The organism is Kitasatospora sp. NPDC127060 (assembly GCF_042724935.1).
Lineage (GTDB): Bacteria > Actinomycetota > Actinomycetes > Streptomycetales > Streptomycetaceae > Kitasatospora.
Window position 1 is genome coordinate 1 of record NZ_JBHXEG010000074.1, and the last position, 19,167, is coordinate 19,167.

Below are 19,167 nucleotides of genomic sequence, written 5' to 3' on the forward strand. Positions count from 1 at the left end.
ACGGCTGTGGGACGCGGCCACCGGCCAGACCCGCACCACCCTGACCGGCCACACCGGTGCGGTGGCGTCGGTGGCGTTCAGCCCCGACGGACACATCCTCGCCACCGGCAGCGTGGACTACACCACGCGGCTGTGGGACGTGGCCACCGGCCAGACCCGCGCCACCCTGACCGCCCAGAACGGTTCGGTGGCGTCGGTGGCGTTCAGCCCCGACGGACGCACCCTCGCCACCGGCAGCGTTGACGAGACTGTCGGGCTGTGGGACGTGGCCACCGGCAAGTCCCGCGGTGTCACGACCGGCCACACCGGTGAGGTGGCGTCGGTGGCGTTCAGCCCCGACGGACGCACCCTGGCCAGTGGCAGCTACGACAGGACGGTCCGGCTGCGGAACGTGGCCACCGGAAGGTTGCGCACCCCCTTGGCCGGCCATACCGGTGCGGTGAACTCGGTGGTGTTCAGCCCCGACGGGCACACCCTGGCCACCGGCAGCGCTGACGGGACCGCGCGGCTGTGGGACACGGCCACCGGCCAGCCCCGCACCACCCTGACCGGCCACACCTACACGGTGACGGCGGTGGCGTTCAGCCCCGACGGACACACCCTCGCCACCGGCAGTAGCGACAACACCGCGCGGCTGTGGGACACGGCCACCGGCCAGCCCCGCACCACCCTGACCGGCCACACCGACCAGGTGGCGTCGGTGGCGTTCAGCCCCGACGGACGCACCCTCGCCACCGGCAGCGTGGACTCCACCGCGCGGCTGTGGGACACGGCCACCGGCCAGCCCCGCACCACCCTGACCGCCCACACCGACCAGGTGACAGCGGTGGCGTTCAGCCCCGACGGACACACCCTCGCCACCGGCAGCCGTGACGAGACCGTGCACCTATGGGATGCCGTCCTCCCCCAGCCCGGCGCAGCGATCACGAAAATCTGCCACGCCGTCCACCGGGACCTCACCGTGGACGAACGGAGGTCCTACCTGCACGGCCAGTCAACAGGGCCCGTGTGCCCGTCGGGATGATGTCCGGTCAGGGGTGGACGAGATGGTGCTGTCGCCGCCCGCCCATCACCTGACGCACGCAGGCCGTGACCGCCGCCCGAGCGCCCCGGGACCACCCGCAGGAGGCCCGGGGCGGTGCCGGCGGCGGTTTCCCGGGCGGGCGCGGCCACTGCGGGTCACGTAGGCGCCGGAGATGCCACCGTCGACGAGGAAGGTGTTGGCGGTCAAGAAGGAGGAGTCGTCGGAGGCGAGGAAGGCCACCGCGGCGGCGATCTCCTCGGGCTCGGCGAAGCGGCCCAGCGGGATGTGGACCAGGCGGCGGGCGGCCCGCTCCGGATCCTTGGCGAAGAGCTCCCGGAGCAGCGGGGTGTTCACCGGGCCGGGGCAGAGGGCGTTGACGCGGACGCGGCCGTCACGCCCCGTGAACCCGCCGGACCGCCACATCGGGGAGTTCCGTCCCGCACCGCCGGATCCCACCGCCCGGGGAACCGCGGCCCTGGAGCGCCTCCGCTGCGTCCAGATGCACGGGGGTGCCCTGCGGAGTCAGGATGGATGTGAGGTGGGAACTGCTCAGGACCTCGATGTCAGGCGCGGGTGGGGAATCCAGTCGGCGCGGCGAACCACGCGGGCGGGCCGGTGAGGCTGATCGGTCCGCCCGGACGCCGGCGGCCCGGCCCGCTTCACGAACGAGCGCACCACATCGGAGCGGAGGCTCCCATGACCGACAAAGAATCCTTCGTCCGCGGCCTCTTCGAGGCATGGAACAACCGCGACTACGACTCCATAACGGGGGCTGTGGCCCCCGACTGCACCGTCACCGACATGGGAAGCGGAAGGACCCTCCAGGGCCCCGAGGCCTTCGCCAGCATCGCGAAGTCCCTGTTCGACGCGATGCCCGACGGGCGGTTCTCCCTGGACCACCTGACCGCCCAGGGCGACACCGTCGCGATCGAGTACACGGGCCAGGGGACCCAGACCGCTGATCTCGTCCTGCGCGTCGGCACGGTGCCGGCCACCGGGCGCTCGGTCACCGTGCACGGGTGCGACGTGTACGAGGTCGAGAACGACAAGATCAAGACGGCACGCGTCTACGTGGACAGCGGCGCCATCATGGCTCAGCTGGGCCTCCTCCAGGAGAAGGCGTCCCGGTAGGGCGTCCCGGCCTGCCCCGTGCCCGGCGGGGCAGTGCCCCGGTTCCGGCCGTCTTCGACCCGAACCGCAGGTACTGCGAAGGAGCCCTCTTCCCATGCCCTCCGGCAGGGCCGGGGCGGTAGGATTTCCGGCACGCGGTTCATCAGAAGACGGGGGATCATCGTGACCGAGTCGTTGCCCGCAGGTGCGCACTTCCGGATTTCGCGTGCCACCTTCGACCCGGGCCGGTTCGAGGAGGTCGACGCGATGAACACCAGGACCTCGGAGTACCTGATCCCGGCCGTCCGGCGGCTGCCGGGGCTCATCCACTTCTACGCGGGCGTCTCGCCGGAGGGCTCGGCCGTCCACGTCAGCGTCTGGGACTCGGAAGAGCACGCGGCGCAGCTGGACCACCTGAAGGAGATGGTCGTCGACGCGCGCGCGGAGGCGGAGGCGGTCGGCGTGACGTTCACCCCGATCGTCAACTATCCGGTCGGCTGGACCATCTGACGCACCCGGCGGGGCACGGCGGAGACGGGGCGGGGCGAAGTCGCGGCAGGGCGGAGTCGCGGCGGAGCGGCCGTCGGGTCGCGCGCCGGATATCCGGTGCGGTCACGGCGGGTGCACGGATAGCCTCGGCGGCATGACCTGGCTTCCTGCTGACTTCGTCCACCCCGTCCATGTGCCGCTGCTCGGCGGGGCGTACCACCTGCGGCCGATCCGGGAGGCGGACGCGCCGATGGACTATCCGGCCGTGATGGGGTCGCGGGAGCGACTGTTCGGGATCTTCGGGCCGGCCTGGGGGTGGCCGGCGGAGACCATGACGGCCGAGGCCAACCGGGTGGACCTGGCGCGGCACGAGCGGGAGATCGCCGCGCACCAGTCGTTCAACTACGCGCTGCTGGACGGCGCGGAGACGGCGGTGCGCGGCTGCGTGTACGTCGACCCGCCGGAGCGGGCCGGGGCGGACGGGGAGATCGCCTGGTGGGTGGTGGACGAGCTGGTCGGCAGCGAGGTGGAGGAGGCGCTGGACGCGCTGGTGCCGCGGTGGATCGCCGCCGACTGGCCGTTCCGGCAACCGCGGCTCCTGGGGCGCGACCTCAGCTGGGAGGAGTGGCTGGCCCTGCCGGAGGCCCGGAATGACTGATCGCGCGCTGAGCTTCGGGCCGGTCGCGGAGGCCTACGAGCGGTACCGTCCCGGGTATCCCGCGGAACTCTTCGACCTGGTCGCGGAGTACGCGGGCGGGCCGCCACGGACCGCCCTGGAGATCGGCGCCGGCACGGGCAAGGCCACCCGGCTGTTCGCCGGGCGCGGCGTGGCCGTCACCGCGACCGAACCGGACGGCGCGATGCTCGCCGAACTGCGCCGGCACGCCCCGGGGAACGTCCGGACGTTGCGGGCGGCCTTCGAGGAGCTGCCCCCGGACGGGCCGTACGACCTGGTGTACGCGGCCGCCGCGCTGCACTGGACCCAGCCGGCGGGCCGGTGCCGACGGATGGCCGAACTACTGCGCCCCGGCGGCGTGTTCGCCAACATCGGCGGCCCGGTGGAGGTCGCCGATCCGGCGGTGGCGGAGGCCGTCCGGGCGGCCCGGGCGCCGTTCCTGGAGAGCGACGACGTGCCCTCCCCGGACGGGACGCCGCCGGAGCGGCAGTTGCGGTGGCCGGGCACCGAGCTGGCGCGCTCCGAGCACTTCGACGACGTCAGACAGACCGTACTGGTAAGGCAGTTGACGGTGACAGCGGCGGAGTACGTCGGCCATCTGTCGACCGTCTCGGCCTATCTCGTCCTGCCGGAGTCCGCCCGGGCGGAGGTGCTGCGCCGGATCCTGGCCGCACTGCCGGAGCGCGTCCGACTGGACGCGGACATCACCGTGCACCTCGCGCGGCGCCGCTGATTCGTGGCTTCTGCCGGTACAGGCGGCCCTCGGCGCTGCGGAAGACTTCCCGTCAGATCGTCAGACACGGGAGGAGCGCACGATGGGCGTGCAGCAGTACGACGGGATCGGCGAGGCGTTCGAGGGCTTCAAGGCGCTGCCACTGACGCGTTTCGGGGAGGTGCCGAGCTTCCTCGCCATGGTCGGGGACGTGCGCGGCAAGGCCGTCCTCGACCTGGCCTGCGGGACGGGCTTCTACAGCCGCGAGGTCCGGCGGCGCGGTGCGACGGAGGTGCTCGGGGTCGACATCTCCACCGAGATGATCGCCGCCGCGGAGTCGTTCGAGCAGCGCGAGCCGCTGGGGGTGCGCTACGAGGTCGGCGACGTGGCCGAACTGCGTCCGCTGGAGCGGAAGTTCGATGTGGCATTGGCAGTGCAGTGCCTCAACTACGCGGAGGACCGCGTGTCGCTGGACCGGATGTGTCGCAACATCCACCGCAGCCTGGTGCCGGGCGGGGAGCTCTACGTCTTCGCCCAGAAGCCGGACTACGCCTTCGACTGCGCGTCCCTGGAGCAGTACGGGTTCCGCTGCGAGCCGACCGGTGACCACGTCGAGACCGGCCCGCGAGTGAAGGTCACCGCGCTGCTCGACCCGCAGCCGATCAGCATCCTCGGCACGGTCCCGCGCCGCGAGGTCTACCAGGAGTCCCTGAGCGAGGCCGGGTTCTCCGAGCTGGAGTGGGTGCCGCTCGGGATCTCCGAGGAGGGCCTGCGCGAGTACGGCGAGGACTTCTGGGCGGACGTGCTCGCCCACCCGCCGCTGGAGATGCTGCGCTGCCGCGCCTGAGCGGCGCACGGGGGCGCGCCTGAGCGGCCACGCCCGAGCACCGCAGCGCGGCCACGCGTGACCATCGACCCCGGGGAGCGGAGACCACCTCCGCCGCTCCCCGGGGTCGATCAGTTTTCGAGAAGCGCCCGCCCGGGGGCCGCGCCTAGCGTTGCCGTCATGAACGACATCAGCATTCACTGGACCTTCCTCCCGCACACCGACCCGGAGGCCTCGCTCGCCTTCTACCGCGACCTGCTGGGCTTCGAGGTCCGCCAGGACGTCGGCGGCGGCCCGATGCGGTGGATCACCGTCGGGCCCGCCGGCCAGCCGAGCGTGTCGCTGGTGCTGGAACCGCCGTTCGCGGACCCGGGCATCACCGAGGACGAGCGGCGTACCATCACCGAGATGATGGCCAAGGGAACGTACGCCCGGGTGGTGCTCGCCACCGCCGACCTGGACGGGGTGTTCGACCGGCTGAAGTCCGGCGGCGCCGAGCTCGTCCAGGAGCCGACCCTCCAGCCGTACGGCGTCCGCGACTGCGCCTTCCGCGACCCGGCGGGCAACATGGTCCGCTTCAACGAAGTGCGCTGACCCCGCCCGGGCCCGCCCCGGCCGCCGCCGGCCGGGGCGGGCCCACCGAACAGCCCCAACCACCCGAGACACCGTCCACCCGAGACACCACCCACCGGTACGCCACCCACCGAACCGCCAGAGAGACGGAGCGAAGACCACGATGGCCGAGCCGCACGCCGCCGACAGCCACGACCTGATCCGCGTGCACGGGGCACGCGAGAACAACCTCAAGGACGTCAGCGTCGACCTCCCCAAGCGCCGGCTGACGGTGTTCACCGGGGTGTCCGGCTCCGGCAAGAGCTCGCTGGTCTTCGACACCGTCGCCGCCGAGTCGCAGCGGCTGATCAACGAGACCTACAGCGCCTTCGTCCAGGGCTTCATGCCCACCCTGGCGCGCCCCGAGGTGGACGTCCTGGAGGGGCTGACCACCGCGATCATCGTCGACCAGCAGCGGATGGCCGCCGACCCGCGCTCCACCGTCGGCACCGCGACCGACGCCAACGCGATGCTGCGCATCCTGTTCAGCCGGCTCGGCACCCCGCACATCGGCTCCCCCAAGGCCTTCTCCTTCAACGTCCCCTCGATCAGCGGCGCCGGCGCGGTGACCGTGGAGCGCGGCGGCAAGACGGTCAAGGAGCGGCGCAGCTTCAGCATCACCGGCGGCATGTGCCCGCGCTGCGAGGGCCGCGGCAGCGTCTCCGACATCGACCTCACCCAGCTGTACGACGAGGGCAAGTCGATCGCCGAGGGCGCCATCACCATCCCCGGCTGGAAGGTGGACAGCTGGTGGACCGTCGGCGTGTACGCCAACTCGGGCTTCCTCGACCCGGACAAGCCGATCCGCGAGTACACCGAGAAGGAGCTCCAGGACTTCCTGTACCGGGAGCCCACCAAGGTCAAGGTCAACGGGGTCAACCTCACCTACGAGGGCCTGATCCCCAAGATCCAGAAGTCCATGCTGTCCAAGGACAAGGAGGCGATGCAGCCGCACATCCGCGCCTTCGTGGAGCGCGCCGTCACCTTCACCGCCTGCCCGGACTGCGAGGGCACCCGGCTGAGCTCGGCCGCCCGCTCGTCCAGGATCGCCGGCATCAGCATCGCCGACGCCTGCGCGATGCAGATCAGCGACCTGGCGGACTGGGTCCGCGCACTGGACGAGCCCTCGGTGGCGCCGCTGCTCTCCGCGCTCCAGCAGGCGCTGGACGCCTTCGTGGAGATCGGCCTCGGCTACCTCTCCCTCGACCGGCCGTCCGGCACCCTGTCCGGCGGCGAGGCGCAGCGGGTCAAGATGATCCGCCACCTGGGCTCCTCGCTCACCGACACCACGTACGTCTTCGACGAGCCCACCACCGGGCTGCACCCGCACGACATCAGCCGGATGAACGACCTGCTGCTGCGGCTGCGGGACAAGGGCAACACGGTGCTGGTGGTGGAGCACAAGCCGCAGACCATCGCGATCGCCGACCACGTGGTGGACCTCGGCCCCGGGGCGGGCGCGGCGGGCGGCTCGGTGTGCTTCGAGGGCAGCGTGGCCGGGCTGCGCGAGAGCGGTACGGTCACCGGCCGCCACCTGGCGGACCGGACGGCGCTGCGCGAGTCCGTGCGCAAGCCCACCGGGACGCTGGCGATCCGCGGCGCGAACAGCCACAACCTGCGGGACGTGGACGTGGACGTCCCGCTCGGGGTGCTGACCGTGGTGACCGGCGTGGCCGGCTCCGGGAAGAGCTCGCTGATCCACGGCTCGCTGTGTCGACGCTCGAGGGCGGCCGCCGAGGGCGTGGTCTCGGTCGACCAGGGCGCCATCAAGGGCTCCCGGCGCAGCAACCCGGCCACCTACACCGGCCTGCTCGACCCGATCCGCAAGGCCTTCGCCAAGGCGAACGACGTCAAGCCGGCCCTGTTCAGCGCCAACTCGGAGGGTGCCTGCCCGACCTGCAACGGCGCGGGCGTGGTCTACACCGACCTGGCGATGATGGCCGGGGTGGCCAGCACCTGCGAGGACTGCGAGGGCAAGCGCTTCCAGGCCTCGGTGCTGGAGTACCGGCTGGGCGGCCGGGACATCAGCGAGGTGCTGGCGATGCCGGTGACCGAGGCGAAGGAGTTCTTCGGGGACGGGGAGGCGAAGCTGCCGGCCGCGCACCGGATCCTGGAGCGGCTCGCCGACGTCGGCCTCGGCTACGTCAGCCTCGGCCAGCCGCTGACCACGCTGTCCGGCGGTGAGCGGCAGCGGCTGAAGCTGGCCACCCACATGGCGGACAAGGGCGGGGTCTACGTCCTGGACGAGCCGACCACCGGGCTGCACCTGGCGGACGTCGAGCAGCTGCTCGGCCTGCTGGACCGGCTGGTGGACTCCGGCAAGTCGGTGATCGTGATCGAGCACCACCTGGCGGTCATGGCGCACGCGGACTGGATCATCGACCTCGGTCCGGGCGCCGGGCACGACGGCGGTCGGGTGGTCTTCGAGGGCACCCCGGCCGAGCTGGTCGCGGCCCGCTCGACGCTGACCGGCGAGCACCTGGCGGAGTACGTGACCGGCTGAGCCACCCGCTACACCAGCGGGAGGACCATCTCCAGGATCCGGGCGCTCTCGTCCAGCACGTACGGCGTTTCGCCGCCGGTGTACGTGAAGCCGCGCCGCCGGTAGAAGGCGGCGGCGCGGTCGTTCGCCTCGTGGACGCCGAGCAGCATCCACTCGGCGCCGCCCTCCCGGGCCCAGGCGAGCACCGCGTCCAGCAGGGCGTCGGCGACGCCGCGCTCGCGGCCGCGGTGCGCCGGGTCGACCCAGACGCCGATCAGGTCGACCGTGGCGGTCTTGCGGCTGGGGATCGAGAGCATGGTCGCGACCCACTCACCGTCCTCGTCCACCGCGACCAGGCCGATCCGGCCGGGCTCGTTCAGCCAGTCCGTCCGGGCCCGCCAGTTGCCCTCGCCCTGGAGCAGCGCGTACGCGTGGGTCTCGCCGAACGCCAGCGGGGTGTCGAGGAGTTGGGCCAGCCGGATGGTGCGCAGCCGCTCCCAGTCCTCGCGCCCGATCCGCTCGATCCGGTACTTCATGCCCGCCCCCGTGCTGCGATCCTGCCTCCGCCGCCGGTGGTCACCGGCGGCGGAGGCAGGATATCCGCGGCTCGGGTCAGGGCTTGATCCGGACCACCTGCGGGTCGTGGTCGCTGGCCTGCTGGGCGAACTCGGCGTTGATGTGCACCACGTCGTACTTGGCGTAGCCGACCTCGGGGCTGACCAGGACGTGGTCGAGCACCTGCGAGTTGCCCTGGTAGACGTAGGAGTACTGCTCGGTCTCCGGCAGCTCGTTCACCAGGTCGCGTAGCACGCCGCCCTTGGTGAGCGCGCTCAGCGCGGGCGAGAACTGGTAGTCGTTGAAGTCGCCGAGCGAGACCACCTCGGCCTGCTGGTCGGCGGCCAGCAGCTTGGCGACGAAGGCCTGCTCGACGGTGGCCTGCCGGAGCCGCTGCACCTCGGAGCTGCGGGTCGGGGCCTGGAAGCGGCTGTCGATGCCCTGGTCGCCGCCCTTGCTGTTGAAGTGGTTGGCGATCACGAAGACCTTCCGGCCGCGGAAGGAGAACTGCCCGGCCAGGGGCTTGCGGCTGTTGGTCCACGCCTCGTCGGCCGGCTCGATCCGGCCGGGCGAGGCGGTGAGCGCGGCGGCGGCGCCGGTGCCGGTGACGCCGACGGCGGTGGTGGCGCTGCCGCCGGGGATGTCGGTGAAGGAGACCCGCTGGGGGTTGAACAGGAAGACCTGGCGGATGTTGCCGCCGGGCTCGCCGCCGTCCTTGCCGTCCTGGGGGTCGACCGAGCGCCAGTCGTAGGCGGGGCCGCCGGCCGCCTCGATCGCGGCGAGGAACTTCGCGACGGTCTGGCTCGCGTCGACGGTGCCGTCGTTCTTGGCGCCGTTGTCGTCCTGGATCTCCTCCAGGGCGATGATGTCGGGCGAGCGCAGGTTGGTGACGATGCCCTGGGCCAGCTGGGCGAACTTGGCGTCCGGGTTGGTGGCGGCCAGGTTCTCCACGTTGTAGGTGGCGATGGTGAGTTCGCGCTCGCTCGGCTGGGCGGTGACCTCGCGCTGGAGGTGGTTGTCCCTGAGTGTGCCCAGGGTGCCGGCCACCAGGGTGTAGCCGCCGAACTGGTTGTAGTCCAGCGGGCCGGTGGTGGTGCCGGTCAGCTCGTCGCCGACGTTGGCCACCGGAAAGGGCTGCTGGGAGACGGCGGCCTGCTGCTGCACCATCAGCCGACCGACGTTGGGCTCGCGGTAGGACTCGTAGAGCACCCCGCCGCGCTTGCTGCGCTGGTCCTGCCGGTCGGCGGCGACCCACAGCTCGTTGTACTTGTCGGTCGCCTGTATCACCCGGACGTCCTTGACCTGGACGAGCATGCCCTCCAGCGACTCGTAGAAGTCCAGGGCGTACTTCTCGGGGTTCAGCCGGGTGGCGTCGATGCTGCCGTCGGGCCCGGCCGGCGGGGCGTAGCGGCCGGGGATGTCGCGGGTGTCCACGACCACGGGGGCGGGCAGCGGGTGGCCGGCCGAGAGCACCGTGACGGCGGGGCCGCTGAGTTCGGTGACGGACTGCGAGCCGCCCGAGTAGTTCGGGTAGTACTCGGTGACCTTGCCGCTGACCAGCACCGAGTCGCCGACCTTCACGGTCGGGTTTCCTCCGGTGTAGACGAAGATGCCCTCGCTGGTGGCCGGGTCGGCGTCCGGGTTCGGGTCCTGGAGCCAGAATCCCTTGGAACTGCCGTACGCGCGCACGCCGGTGACGATTCCGGGCACGCCGGTGACCGGCTTGCCGGCCTGCGGGGAGAGCCGGGTGGTGCCCTGGATGTCGTGGATCCGCAGCGGGCCGGCCTCGGTCGGCGCGGGCGGGGCGGCGGGCGCGCCGGCGGCGTCGGCGGCCGGCAGCGGGACGAGCACCAGCGAGACGGCCAGCGCGGCGGGGGCGATGGCGGCGCGCAGCAGCGAGGCCCTGCGGGGGCGGAGGGCGGGGGCAGTGGTCACCGGGGCACGGCTCCTAGCTCGGGCAGCGGACGCTACTCGCGTGGAAGGAAGGTGGGGAGAGCACGGGAGGCGGCACCCGCCCCCCGCGGCGACCTCAAGATACGCGCGTAGAAAATGCCCCGACAAGACCTCGTCAATGAACTGTCGGTTCCGGCCGGATGACCTGCGGAAGCGTCAGTTCGGTCGCCTCCCAGGCCCCTTCCAGCTTTCACTCAGCTTTCGCCCGGCTTGACCCCGGCTTTGCCCGGCTTCACCCGATCCGCTCCACGATCAGCTCGCACAGCTCGTGGGTGCGCAGCGCGTCGTGGGCGTCCAGGGTCTTCCCGGCCCGGACGGCGTCCAGGAAGGCCAGCACGCACTGCTCGATGCCGCGCTGGCGGGCCACCGAGACCCAGTCGCCGCGCCGCCGGACGGTGGGCTGGCCGCGGTGGTCGATCACCTCGGCCAGGTTGCGCACCTCGCGCTTGGAGTCGCCGCCGGAGACCTCCAGCACCTCCTCGGTGGAGCCGGAGACCCGGTTCATGATGCCCAGCGCCGTGAACCCCTCCCCGCCGAGGGTGAGCACCACGTGCTCCACCAGGCCCTCGCGGTCCTTCCGGGCCCGGACGTCCACGTGCTCGATCTCGCCGGGTACCAGGAACCGCAGGGTGTCCACCACGTGCACGAAGTCGTCGAAGACCAGCGAACGCGCCGCCTCGGCGAGGCCCTCGCGGTTCTTCTGCAGCACGATCAGGTCGCGCGGGCGCTCCAGGGCCTGGGCGTAGCCGGGCGCGTGGCGCCGGTTGAAGCCGACCATCAGCGAACGGCCGGTCCGGTCGGCGAGGTCGACCAGCTTCCGGGCGCCGTCCACGGTGTAGTCCAGCGGCTTGTCCACGTACACGTCCACCCCGGCGCCGAGCAGCCGCTCGACGATCGGCACGTGCTGGTCGGTGGCCGCGTGCACGAAGGCGGCCCGGATGCCGCTGTCGATCAGCGCGTCCAGGTCGGTGAACCGCCGCCCGGTGTCGATCCGGTGGGCCTCCCCCAGCCGGTCCAGCTTGGCCCGGTCCCGGGTCATCAGCCGCAGGTCCAGTCCGGGCAGGACGGTCAGCACCGGCAGGTACGCCTTCTGCGCGATGTCGCCGAGTCCGATCACCCCGACCGGCAGCGGGCCGGCGGGGACAGCGGTCGAGGTCATGAGTGCTCCTGGAGTGCGGCCGGTCTTCGTTCCCGGCCACCCTACGCGGCCGCGGCCCGGCCGCTCCGGGCCCGAGCCCGGCCACCCCGGCCGGCAGCGGCAGGCCGATCCCGGCCATCGACGGCCCGGCCATCAGCGGCAGCGCGACCGTCAGCAGCGGCACCGCGGCGCCCTGGAGGGCGCCGGTCAGCGGGAACGCCCGGGCGCGCAGCGGCCAGGCCGACCGCAGGAAGGCCTGCGGCGGCCGTCGTACGGCCCCCGGGCGGCCCGCGCGGGGGGCGGTGGTCAGCGGCCGCCCGGCTCCGGGGGGAGCGGCAGGGGGCGGGAGCAGGTGGAGCGGCGGACGTAGCCGAGGCCGTCGTACTCCTCGGCCAGTACGGTCGGGGCGAGTTCGAAGCGGTAGGTGAAGCGGGGCACGCCCGCGCCGAAGCTGCGCAGGTAGTGCCGCTGGGCCAGCCAGGCTTCGACGGCGGGCTCGCCGCGGGCGGCGCGAAGGTCGATCAGGTGGTCGTCGCGGTGGGCGGCGGCGAGCTGGCCCTCGACGGACTTCGGTCCGCCGCTGCCGATGCCGTGGCGGTGCGGCGGGCGGGCGCGGGTGGAGCCGGTACGGGCCCGGAAGGCACCCTTGCCGAGCAGCAGGCCGAGGGCGTAGTAGCCGTCGCCGTAGCGTGCGCGCAGGTGGTGGCCCATCGCCGGGACGCCGGCCGCGTACCGGCCGGTCATCACATGGCTGTTGTGCGCCCAGACGGCCGTCCTCAGCCCGGTGGTGTCGTGGAGTTCGGCGACGGCCTCGGCCATGTGGCGGTCGCGGGCGGCCAGCGAGCCCTCCTCGACGGCGCCGTCGGTGCCCAGCGGCGGCCGGCCGGCCAGGTCGGCGGCCCGGACCAGGTTGCGGGCGTGGGCGAGCGCCCGGTCGGTGGCGGCGGCGCCGGCCCGGGCCGCGTGGTCCTCCCGACGCTGTTCCAGTTCTTCGAGCAACTGCCCTGCGCAGGAGACCAGTTCGGCCGACCCGTCGGGGTGCCCGGCCGGGGTGCTGTCGCCGATCGCCCGCAGGGTGCGGTGGACGGCGGCGGCCCGCTCGGGCTCCACCTGCCGCAGGAAGGCGTGGAGTTCCGCCGCGGAGCCGGCGCTGCGCTGCGGGTCGATGCCGACGAAGCGCACCCGCCGGGCCTCGGGCAGCGCGCGGTTGTGCTCGCGCAGCCACTCGACCAGGGCGAGCACCTCGTAGGTCTTCCAGGTCCAGAAGCCCAGCCGGTCGAGGGCGACCACCGGATCGCCGGTGCCGTACCGGACGTAGCCGTCCACGGCGCCGGCGTCGGCCGCGCTCGCCTCCATCGCCAGGGCTCCGAAGTCGAGTTCGCGGACCAGGAATTCGAGCAGCCGGTGCTTCAGCCGGAAGAACTCGGCCGTCCCGTGGGTGGCTTCGCCGAGCCCGACCACCTTCACCCCGGCCAGCACCCGGCGCAGCGGCGCCAGGTCCTCGGCCGGGTGGCCGGCGTCCAGGCTGGCCAGCGGGACGGCGTTCGCGGCCAGCCAGTCCGTCACGTCCCTGCTCACGTCCACCCCTTCGTCCGCCCCTTCGCCCCGGCCCTGACGTCGCCCCCGACCCGGACGACCGATCCTACGCGAACGACCGGGCCCCTTCGACCGTCAGCTCTCGCAGACAAGAGCTGATGGACAGTCAGCGAAGTGACGGGCCAACGGCGTCGAGGATCTCCCCCAGGTCCGCCAGCGCCGCCTCCGCCCCCTCGGCGATCGCCACGCCCGCGACGTTGACCACCACCTCGTCCACCCCGGCCCGGGCGTACTCCGCCAGGCCGGCGGCCACCGCCGCGGCGTCGCCGTGGACGAAGGTGCCGGAGTCGACCAGGGCCCGGGCGCCCAGCGAGGGGCTGGCGGGGTGCACCCGCAGCCCGGCCCGGCGCAGCATGTCGCTGTAGTGCGGCGAGGCCAGGTGGGCGTGGGCGGCGTCGTAGGCGAGCCGGTACGGGTTGCGCCCGGGGCGGTCGAGGGCCGCGTGGACGACGGTGACCAGCCGGGGCACCGGCCGCTCCGCCTCGGCCGCGCCCCGGGCCAGCGCCGGGCCGAGGGTGTCCCGCAGGTACCCGGGCGGGGTCAGCCAGGTGATGGCCGCGTCGGCCTCCCGCCCGGCCACCCGGGCCAGCGCCGGCCGGAGCACACCGAGGCCCAACTCCACGCCGGGGTGGTCGAGTTCCTCGGGCAGGCCGCCATGGGAGGCTCCGGCGAGCAGCGCGCGGACGGTGCGCAGGTACCCGGCGGCGGCCTCGCCGGGGCGCGGGTAGGGCGCGCCGCGCAGTTCGGCGACGAAGTCGGCCGCGCCCGGACCGAGGCCCAGGACCGTCCGGTGGCCGGTCAGCCGGGCCAGTGAGCGGGCCTGGAGGGCGGCGTCGAGTTCGTGCCGCAGCGGCATCAGGGCGACGGCGGTGCCGACCGGCACCCGGTGGCCGAGGCCGGCCAGGTAGGCGAAGGCCTGGTGGGTCTCCAGGCGCAGCGACTGGCCCTGCCACAGCCGGGCCGCCCGGCCGTCCCGGACGAGTTCGGCGTACGGGACGAGCTGGGCGGGGTCGGTGGGCATGACCGGGAGGACGACGGAGGTGGGCATCGGCGGGCTTTCGGTCCGGGGCGGCTTCGGTGGTCAGGGCGGGGCTGAGGTGGCGCGGGGCGGCTTCGGTGGTCAGTGCGGGGCCGCGTCGGTGAGGTAGCCGGACGCCTGGAGGCGGAAGAGCCGGGCGTAGAGGCCCTCGGCCCGGAGCAGTTCGTCGTGGGTGCCCTCCTCCGCCAGCCGGCCGTCCGCGACGACGACGATCCGGTCGGCGATCCGGACGGTGGAGAAGCGGTGGGCGATGACCAGGGAGGTGGACTCGCCCGCGATGTCGCGCAGCCGGCCGAAGATCTCGGCCTCGGCCTCGGCGTCGATCGCGGCGGTCGGCTCGTCCAGGACGACGATCGGGGCCTTGCGCATGAACGCCCGGGACAGCGCGATCTTCTGCCACTGGCCGCCGGAGAGCTGGTGGCCCTCCTCGAAGTGCCGGCCGAGCATGGTGTCGTAGCCGCCGGGCAGGGCGTCGACGACGGGGGCGGCGCCGGCCGACCCGGCGGCCTGCCGGACCCTGCCGAGGTCGTCCAGCGACTCGACCCGGCCGAAGCCGATGTTGTGGCGGACGCTCATCTCGTAGCGGATGAAGTCCTGGAAGATCACGCCCATGTTCCGCTGCAGGTCGTCGACGTCGTACTCCTCGATCGGGACCCCGTCGATCAGGATCCGGCCGCCGGTCGGCTCGTACATCCGGGTCAGCAGTTTGACGACGGTGGTCTTGCCGGCGCCGTTCTGGCCGACCAGGGCGACGCAGGAGCCGGCCGGGATTCGGAAGCTGAGCCGGTCCAGGACGGGCCGGTCGGTGCCCGGGTAGTGGAAGCTGACGTCGCGGAACTCGATGCCCTCGCGCAGGGTGGCCGGGAAGGGCCGGTCGCCGCCGGCGATCCGGCGTTCCGGGAGGTCCAGGAAGCCGAACAGGTTCCCGAGGAACAGGGTGTCCTTGTAGAGGGAGGCGGCGCCGAGCAGCAGTCCGTGCGCGGCGACCTGCACGGTGCCGATGGCCTGGAGGTAGCCGGCGAGTTCGCCGACCCGGCTGCCGTCGGCGGCGTCCCGGATCGCCCACAGCAGGGCGCCGGAGGAGGCCAGCACGCTCAGCAGGCCGAAGCCGCCGACGACGACCGACTGGCGGCGGGCCACCCCGCGGTCGATCCGGAAGAAGCGGCGGACCAACTCCCGGTAGCGGTCCAGCAGGTAGGGCCCGAGCTGGAAGAGCCGGACCTCCTTGAAGGAGTGGTCGGTGGTGGTCAGGTACTGGTAGTAGTACAGTCGGCGGCGCTCGGCGGTGCGGGCGTACTCGATCTCGAAGACCTTGTGGCTGAACGCCATGTGGGCGACCACCGAGGGGATCGGGGACGCCAGGATGACCAGCGCCGCCCAGGGGCTCCAGGCGAACAGCACGGCGCTGACGGACAGCAGGGTGACCAGTTCGCGGGTGGCCTCCAGCATCTCGGCGAACAGCTGGTAGACCCGGCCGCCGTTGCTCTCCTGGAAGGCCCGTTGGAGCTTGTCGTAGGCGTCGGCGTCCTCGTACTGCTGGAGGTCCAGGGTGATGCCCTTGCGCATCACCTGCTCGCCGATGCTGGTGGTGAGTTCCAGTCGCAGCAGCGAGTCCAGGTACTGGACGGCGACGCCGAGCAGGTGGCCGGCCAGGGCGAGGGCGAGCAGCTGGTAGCCGGCCCGCAGGGCGTCGTCGCGGGCTCCGGCCTGGCCGCCGACGGCGTCCGCGACGCTCTGCACGACCTGCGCGGTGAGCGCGATCTGCAGGCCCGGGACGGCGGCGTTCAGGACGGTGCAGAGCGCGTAGCCGGTGACCTTGCCGGGGCTGAGCCGCCAGAACAGCGCGATGACGCGCAACCAGGTCATCGGCCGTCCTCCGGTCCGGTCGGTTCGGTGCCGCGGTGGCCGTCCTCGGCGGCGAGCCGGCCGCGGACGGCGCGCAGGGTGTGCCGCCACAGGCCGTAGGCGCGGTCCTCGCGGGCCAGGTCGATCGGCAGCAGCCGGTTGACCTGGAGGTGGGCGAGGCTGGCGAGGATCCGCCGCTCGCTGCCGACCAGCCGGCCGGCCGCCGCGGCCGCCCGGACCGCCTCGGCGGCCGCCCGGGCGGCGGGCCGCTGGGCGGCGAAGGCCCCGGCGAGCAGCTGCCGGTGCCGGGCGCCCTCCTGGTGCGGCCGGCGCGGCCAGGGCCGCAGCAGCTCACAGAGGTAGTCGCGGTCGGCGCGGAAGGCCCGCCGGACGGCCTCCTCCTCCGCCCGCCCGCCGGGGGCGAGGTCGGCGCGGGCGGACAGCGGGACGCCCCACTGGGCGTACAGCAGGTCGACGGCGCCGACCAGCAGCGGTTCGGGCCGCAGCCCGGGGTTCAGGGCGAGCAGCCCGGCGGTGGCCTCGCTGTTGGCCTCGAAGAGCCGCTCGACGGCGTCATAGGCGTCGGCGCCGCCGTAGCGGGCGACCTCGGGCGCGTAGGAGGCCACCGCGAGGTCCCGGGCCAGGCCCCGGGCGACCAGCTCACGCCCCCAGGCGAGCAGCCGGGCGAGCGTGCGGGGCGCGTCGGTGCTGCGCACCCGCAGCCGCAGGTGCGGGTGGGGGTCGGCGTAGCGGAGGTGGAACCAGCGGTCCAGCAGGCCTTCGGCGCGCAGTCCGGCGACCAGCTCGGGCAGCGGGCCGGTGATGATCTCGTCCTGGCGTTCCGGGCCGGCGTACACCTGGAGGAACGACCACTCGCCGCCGGGCAGGTGCCGCGGCACGGGGGCGGTGGTGCGGTCGCCGACCGGCGGGCGGGCGGCCGAGGCGGCGTCCCGGACGATCAGCGGGACGACGATCTCCTCGTGGTGGCGCCGCCCGTGGGCGTCCGTCAGCCAGAGCCGGTCGTGGGCCGGCAGCAGCTCCTGGAAGGTCAGCGCCGCGCCCGGTTCGAGTGCCGCGCGCAGTTCGGGCAGGGTCTGCGGGTGGTCGAGGTCGAGCAGCAGCCGGTTGTCGTCCTCGACCAGGTAGACGTGCCGGGGGACGTTCCAGCGGGCCCGCCAGTCGGCCGGGTCGGCGAGGTCGCGGGCGGTCAGCCGCCACTGGGCGGGGCGGAGCACCACGCGGCCGCGGACCACCCGGGGCAGGAACGGCGCCCGGGCGAGCCGGCCCCAGCCGAAGGCGACCGGCAGCACGTACCCGTCGTAGGAGACCTCCAGCAGGAACCGGGCCACGTCGGGAGCGATCAGCGGGCTGAGCATGTGGTGCTGGGCGACGACCACCTCCCGGCCGAGCCGGCGGGACCACAGGTACAGCCGGCCCTCGGTGGCGCCGACCAGCAGGTCGTCCAGCGGGACGACCCGGTCCGGCGGCACCGACGGGGTGCTGTTGACCGGGATCTCGTACGGCCGGATCCGTGGCCGGACGGCGACGTTGGCGGCCCGGCCCCAGGTCGGCTGGAAGGCGAGTTCGGCGTGGACGGCGTCGGGGAAGAGCTCCTCCTCGCGCCGGGCGTAGTCGCGCAGCCGCTCGACGGCGCCGGCCCCGAGCAGGTCGAAGAAGCGGCCGAAGGTGCGCCCGCCCTGGGCCATGCCGTCGGAGCGCAGCACGGCGCGCCACTCGCCGCGGTCGATCGCGTCCCGGTCGGCGGCGTCGATGCTCAGGTAGGCGTCGACCACCGGCAGGACGGGCCCGGCGGTGGTGCGGCCGGGCGGGGCCAGCCGGTCCAGCCGGGCGTCGGTCAGCTCGATCTCGAAGGACCGCTCCCACCAGGCCTCCTGGGCGAGGTCCAGCAGGGCGGCGTCGTACCGGGCGGTGTCCGGCGGGCTGGTGGTGGGCGGCAGGTCGAAGGCGCGGCCGGGCTGGGTGTAGAGCGGCGGCGCGTCCAGGCCGGCGTCGGCGCTGAGCACCTCCAGGACGGGCACCCGGGCGCCGGCGCCGTAGCGCTCGACGAACTCCTCGCGGTAGCGGGCCAGGTGATGGTGGTCGGTGCCCGAGGCGGCGGCCAGCCGCAGCAGCACGTCGACGGCCTCGGCGGCGGCCTCGCCGACGGCGCGGTTCAGGGTGGGCGTGCGCAGGTCGACGGTGGCGTCCAACTGGTAGGTGCGGCCGCGGTGTTCGGGCACCAGCGCGTTCTGGGCGGCGCTCAGGGCGCGCAGTCCCGCGACGTCGTGGGCGGTGCGGGTCAGCTCGACCACGGCGCGCAGGCCCTCGGCGACGTCCTCGGCCCCGGGCAGGCCGGTGACCTTCTTCAGCAGGTACTCCTCCGGGCGGGCCTCGGTCTGCGGCGGGCGCAGGTCGCTGCCGAGGAAGCCGAGTTCCCACAGCTGGCGGACCAGACCGGTGACGGCCCCCTCCCCGGCCGCCGGGAAGGCGTCGGTCAGCTCCGCGACCAGCCGCCGGTACGGGACGGGCGCCGCGGCGGCCCGCAGCACCAGCCGGACCGGCTCGGTGGCCCGGATCCGGACGGCCCGCTTGTCCTCCTTGCCGTGCACCTCGGTGAACGGCAGCACCATGCGGTCCCCGGCCGGGTGCGCGGTGGAGTTGGCGACCACGTCGAGGTGGGGCAGCAGGGCTCGGTCGCCCTCCAGCCGGTGGATGAGCGCGAACAGCCATTCCAGGTCGCCCCGGACCCGGGTGTCGCGGATCGCCGGGCTGCCCAGCCGGGCGGTGGTCCGCTCGCCGAACTCGCCCATCGCGACGCCGGCGAACGCCCCGAACGGGGTGGGGCGGGTGGACATCCGGGTGAGGTAGCGCAGCAGCCGGGAGTGCAGGCGCCGGGTGCGGCGCTCGTCCGTCCGGTCGAGCCGCTCCAGGGCGGCCACCAGGTCCTCACTGGCCACCAGCAGCGCCCGGCGGACCTCCGGGTCCTCGGCGAGGGCGAGCAGTTCGGCGCGGGTGCGGTCCGGGTCGGCGGTGATCCGGTGGTAGGTGTCGACGGGCAGCGCGGGGGCGCGCAACAGGAAGAAGTCGGCGGCGACGTAGCGGGACACCCG

At 73.6% G+C, this 19,167-nt stretch carries 15 protein-coding genes and 1 pseudogene; 8 read left to right on the plus strand and 8 right to left on the minus strand.

Going from position 1 to position 19,167, the window contains the following annotated elements; all coding sequences use genetic code 11:
• Positions 1–1,024, plus strand: a 1,024-nt coding sequence (locus ACFWIS_RS31200) for a WD40 repeat domain-containing protein (RefSeq protein WP_380524069.1), incomplete at its 5' end; no start/stop codon positions are given.
• Positions 1,025–1,177: 153 nt separating this feature from the next.
• Here the strand turns inward: ACFWIS_RS31200 and ACFWIS_RS31205 are convergent.
• A pseudogene (locus ACFWIS_RS31205) lies at positions 1,178–1,420 on the minus strand (SDR family oxidoreductase); the annotation flags it as partial.
• Between the two features lie 300 nt (positions 1,421–1,720).
• Here ACFWIS_RS31205 and ACFWIS_RS31210 point away from each other — a divergent pair.
• The 7 genes from ACFWIS_RS31210 to ACFWIS_RS31240 all read left to right on the plus strand — a co-directional run bounded on the left by ACFWIS_RS31210 (position 1,721) and on the right by ACFWIS_RS31240 (position 7,952).
• Positions 1,721–2,155 (plus strand): ester cyclase, encoded by a 435-nt coding sequence (locus ACFWIS_RS31210; RefSeq protein WP_380459756.1) that lies wholly within the window; start codon positions 1,721–1,723, stop codon positions 2,153–2,155.
• 162 nt (positions 2,156–2,317) lie between these two features.
• Complete coding sequence (locus ACFWIS_RS31215; protein WP_380459754.1) at positions 2,318–2,644, plus strand: hypothetical protein; 327 nt, start codon at positions 2,318–2,320, stop codon at positions 2,642–2,644.
• Positions 2,645–2,777: 133 nt separating this feature from the next.
• Positions 2,778–3,281, plus strand: a complete 504-nt coding sequence (locus ACFWIS_RS31220) for an N-acetyltransferase (protein WP_380459752.1) — start codon at positions 2,778–2,780, stop codon at positions 3,279–3,281.
• Positions 3,274–4,032 carry a class I SAM-dependent methyltransferase gene (locus ACFWIS_RS31225; RefSeq protein WP_380459751.1) on the plus strand — a complete coding sequence of 253 codons (759 nt, stop codon included), beginning with the start codon at positions 3,274–3,276 and terminating at the stop codon, positions 4,030–4,032. The genes ACFWIS_RS31220 and ACFWIS_RS31225 overlap by 8 nt, the downstream gene beginning before the upstream one ends.
• 82 nt (positions 4,033–4,114) lie before the next feature.
• Positions 4,115–4,858 carry a class I SAM-dependent methyltransferase gene (locus ACFWIS_RS31230; protein WP_380459749.1) on the plus strand — a complete coding sequence of 248 codons (744 nt, stop codon included), beginning with the start codon at positions 4,115–4,117 and terminating at the stop codon, positions 4,856–4,858.
• A 159-nt stretch (positions 4,859–5,017) separates the two neighbouring features.
• Positions 5,018–5,431 carry a VOC family protein gene (locus tag ACFWIS_RS31235; protein WP_188309428.1) on the plus strand — a complete coding sequence of 138 codons (414 nt, stop codon included), beginning with the start codon at positions 5,018–5,020 and terminating at the stop codon, positions 5,429–5,431.
• A gap of 142 nt (positions 5,432–5,573) precedes the next feature.
• The gene (locus ACFWIS_RS31240) at positions 5,574–7,952 is read left to right on the plus strand and encodes an ATP-binding cassette domain-containing protein (RefSeq protein ID WP_380459747.1); all 2,379 of its coding nucleotides are present in this window, start codon (positions 5,574–5,576) and stop codon (positions 7,950–7,952) included.
• A gap of 8 nt (positions 7,953–7,960) precedes the next feature.
• Here the strand turns inward: ACFWIS_RS31240 and ACFWIS_RS31245 are convergent, their stop codons facing one another.
• The 7 genes from ACFWIS_RS31245 to ACFWIS_RS31275 all read right to left on the minus strand — a co-directional run bounded on the left by ACFWIS_RS31245 (position 7,961) and on the right by ACFWIS_RS31275 (position 19,164).
• Positions 7,961–8,467, minus strand: a complete 507-nt coding sequence (locus ACFWIS_RS31245; protein WP_380459745.1) for a GNAT family N-acetyltransferase — start codon at positions 8,465–8,467, stop codon at positions 7,961–7,963.
• 76 nt (positions 8,468–8,543) lie between these two features.
• Entirely contained in the window at positions 8,544–10,421 is a 1,878-nt protein-coding gene (locus ACFWIS_RS31250) for an endonuclease/exonuclease/phosphatase family protein (protein ID WP_380459743.1), read from the minus strand.
• Between the two features lie 250 nt (positions 10,422–10,671).
• Positions 10,672–11,568, minus strand: coding sequence for a Gfo/Idh/MocA family protein (locus tag ACFWIS_RS31255; RefSeq protein WP_380459760.1), 897 nt, complete (start codon positions 11,566–11,568; stop codon positions 10,672–10,674).
• A 315-nt stretch (positions 11,569–11,883) separates the two neighbouring features.
• Positions 11,884–13,155, minus strand: a complete 1,272-nt coding sequence (locus ACFWIS_RS31260; RefSeq protein WP_380459741.1) for an erythromycin esterase family protein — start codon at positions 13,153–13,155, stop codon at positions 11,884–11,886.
• Between the two features lie 124 nt (positions 13,156–13,279).
• The gene (locus ACFWIS_RS31265) at positions 13,280–14,221 is read right to left on the minus strand and encodes an LLM class flavin-dependent oxidoreductase (RefSeq protein WP_380459739.1); all 942 of its coding nucleotides are present in this window, start codon (positions 14,219–14,221) and stop codon (positions 13,280–13,282) included.
• 72 nt (positions 14,222–14,293) lie between these two features.
• A complete protein-coding gene (locus ACFWIS_RS31270; protein WP_380459737.1) occupies positions 14,294–16,078 on the minus strand; it encodes an ABC transporter ATP-binding protein in 1,785 nt (594 codons plus the stop codon).
• Entirely contained in the window at positions 16,075–19,164 is a 3,090-nt protein-coding gene (locus tag ACFWIS_RS31275) for a lantibiotic dehydratase (protein WP_380459736.1), read from the minus strand. The genes ACFWIS_RS31270 and ACFWIS_RS31275 overlap by 4 nt, the downstream gene beginning before the upstream one ends.
• Between the last annotated feature and the right edge of the window lie 3 nt (positions 19,165–19,167).